The organism is Curtobacterium sp. APC 4022 (assembly GCF_030407555.1).
Classification (GTDB): Bacteria; Actinomycetota; Actinomycetes; order Actinomycetales; family Microbacteriaceae; genus Curtobacterium.
On record NZ_JASDDD010000098.1, the window covers coordinates 1 to 3,106 of the forward strand.

Sequence of the window (3,106 nt, forward strand, 5' to 3'; positions counted from 1 at the left end):
TCGCCTGGGCGGCCATGTTTCGCCGTCGGGGCGGCGCAACATGTCCGCCAGGCCGAGGCTCGGCGGCCGGACGGCGGCCGGACGGCGGCCGACGCCGTCAGGCGGCCGGGCCGGCGGCCAGCCGCTCGGCGGCACGCACGAGCCGCTGCGTCACCGCGTGCTCAGGGCGGCCGAAGACGGCCTCGGCCGGACCGTGCTCGACCACGGCACCCTCGTGGACGACGAGCACCTCGTCCGCCAGGCGCCGGACGGCCCGCAGGTCGTGCGACACGAAGACCATCGCCACACCGGTGTCGTCGCGCAGCCGTTCGAGCAGGCCGAGCACCGCGTCCTGCACGGTCGCGTCGAGGGCGGTGACCGGCTCGTCGAGGACCAGGACCTCCGGCTCGGTGGCCAGCGCCCGGGCGATCGCGAGCCGCTGCCGCTGCCCGCCGGACAGGGTGCGCGGTGACCGGGTCCGCACGGCCGTGTCCAGGTCGACCTGTCGCAGTGCGGCGTCGACCCGGTCACCCAGCGCACCGGTCGCCCGCCGTGCGCGCCCGCCGCTCAGGGCGTCGGCGAGGACCCGGTCGACGTCCCACCGTTCGTCGAACGTCGCGCCGGGGTCCTGGACGACCGCGGCCATCCGGTGTCGACGTGCACGACGGTCGTGCTCGGGGAGCGGTGCCCACGCCTCGCCGTCGAGCGTGACCGTGCCGGCGTCGGGCGTCTCGAGCCCGAGGAGCATCCGCGCCACCGTGGTCTTGCCGGAGCCCGAGGCCCCGACCACGCCGAGGACCCGGCCGGGGGCGACCCGGAGCGAGACGTCGGCGACGGCTGCGACGCCCGGGTAGGACCGCTGGAGTCCCGTGGCGGCGAGCACCGGCAGTGCCGAGCGACCGGCCGCCGACGACGCGCCCGCAGCACCGGCGGCATGGGCCGCCGGCGTCGACCGGGCCACCGTTGTCGACCGGGCCGCGCGCACCAGGGCTCGCGTGGCGGGGTGGACCGGAGCCTCCAGGACGGAGGCGGTCGGACCCTCCTCGACGATGCGGCCGGCGTCCATCACGGCGACCCGGTCCGCCCACCCCGCGACCAGGCCGAGGTCGTGCGTGACGACGAGCAACCCGGTACCCCGCTGTTGCGCCGCCCGCAGCTGCTCCATCACGCGGAGGGCGATGCCGGCGTCGAGGGCCGTGGTCGGTTCGTCCGCCACGAGCAGCCCCGGGCGGCCGATCGTCGCGGCGGCGATGAGGGCACGCTGTCGCATCCCGCCGGACAGGGTGCCCGCGGTACGGCCGTCGGCGGCGAGTGCGGGGTCGAGTCCGACGGCCTCCAGTTCGGCACGCACTGCCTCGACGCGCTCACGTGCGGACAGGTCGGTGTGCAGGCGGAGGGCGTCGGCGACCTCGCGCCCGACCGGACGCAGCGGGTCCAGGGCGCCCAGGGCCTCCTGTCCGACGTAGCCGACGTGTCGTCCGCGGACCGCGCGCCACCGGCGTTCCGACAGGCCGCGGACGTCCTGGTCGCCGACGGTCAGTCGGTCGGCTGTGACCCCGGCACCGGTGGCGGACAGGCCGAGCGCGGCCCGGACCGTGACCGACTTGCCCGAGCCGGAGGCGCCGACGAGGGCGACGCACTCGCCCGGCGCGACCCGGAGGGTGACGTCGGTGACGACGGGGACACCGTCGATCGTGACCGAGAGCCCGGCGACCTCGAGGGCGGTGCCGTGGCCGCTCACCGCGCGGCTCCGGCACGGCGGAGGGCCCGACCGAGCACCGTCACGGCGGTCGCTAGGACCACGATCGCCAGGCCCGGGAACGTGCTCATCCACGGCGCGGTCGCCAGGTAGGTGCGGCCGTCGGCGAGCATCGCGCCCCACTCCGGTGCCGGGGGCGGTGTCCCGACGCCGAGGTAGCTGAGCGCCGACGCCCACACCACGGCCTGGCCGATGCCGAGCGTGCCGACCGCGACGACCGGCCAGAGCGCCGCCGGCAGCACGTGCCGGACCACGACGGTGGCGGGGGAGCGGCCGAGCAGGACCGCGGTCTCGACGACCTGCGACGAACGAGCGGTCCGGACCAGTCCGCGGACGATCCGGGCGTACCCGGGGGCCGTGGCGAACCCGACCGCGAGCATCGCCGGCACCGGTCCGGGCCCGGTGACCGCGATGACGACGAGTGCGACCAAGAGCAGCGGGAGGGCGAAGGCGACCTCGGTCACACGCCCCACGACGGCGTTGACGACCCGGCCGCCGAGTCCGGCGAGGACCCCGAGGACCACCCCGGTCCCACCGCCGACCAGGGTCGCGACGACGCCGACCAGCAGCGACGCCCGCGTCCCCGCGACCACCCGTGCCAGGACGTCACGTCCGGACTCGTCGGTGCCGAAGAGGTGGCCGGCGCCGGGCGGCAGGAGCGCCTGGGACGGGTGCACCGCGAGCGGGTCGGCGCCGCCGAGCAGCGCCGGCCACAGGGCCGCCACGACGGCGACCGCCACCACCACCGCGGCGACGGTCCCTGCCGGGCCGAGCGTCCCCCCACGGAACCGCTCGGATCGGCGTCCGGCGCGGACGCCGGGGCCCGGGGACGGCGTGCTGCCGGGCACACCGTCGATGCTGCTGCTGCTGCGTCCGGCCGGGAGGCCCGGGTCGACGATCCCGCTCACCGCGCCACCGCCTCGTCGGACGTCGCGCCGCCGCGGTCCGCGCCGGTACCGCGGGCCTGGCCGGTCCCGCTGGCCGGGTCGCCGCGGCGGGTGCCCCGGTCGGTGCCGCGCGGGTCGACCGCCCGCTCGACGAGGTCCGCCACCGCGAGCACCACCACGTAGGCAGCCGCCGACACGAGGGCGATCCCGGCGACGAGGGGCATGTCCCGCTGCGTCACGGCGGTGACGAGTGCACGCCCGATGCCGGGCAGCGCGAACACCGACTCGACGACCACGGCCCCGGACACCAGCGACCCGAAGGCCCAGGCGGACAGGGCGATGCCGGGCAGGGCCGCGTGCCGGAGCAGGTGGCGGCCGAACAGCCCCGCGCGGGACTCGCCCCGCCCCCGGGCCGCGAGTGCGAACGCCGAGCGCTGTGCGTCCACGACGCCGTCACGGATCGTCTCGGCCAGGTACCCGG

Annotated in this window: 3 protein-coding genes; all 3 read right to left on the reverse strand. The window is 77.5% G+C overall.

Translation table 11 applies throughout. The features are described 5' to 3' along the window. Positions 1-97: 97 nt before the first annotated feature. Positions 98-1,720, reverse strand: a complete 1,623-nt coding sequence (locus QL987_RS16765) for an ABC transporter ATP-binding protein (RefSeq protein ID WP_290158790.1) — start codon at positions 1,718-1,720, stop codon at positions 98-100. Then, on the reverse strand, positions 1,717-2,646 hold the full coding sequence (locus tag QL987_RS16770; protein WP_290158791.1) for an ABC transporter permease: 930 nt from the start codon (positions 2,644-2,646) through the stop codon (positions 1,717-1,719). Before QL987_RS16770 ends, QL987_RS16765 begins: the two co-directional genes overlap by 4 nt. Continuing rightward, on the reverse strand, positions 2,643-3,106 hold a 464-nt coding region (locus tag QL987_RS16775), incomplete at its 5' end, for an ABC transporter permease (protein WP_290158792.1). The genes QL987_RS16775 and QL987_RS16770, both read right to left, overlap by 4 nt.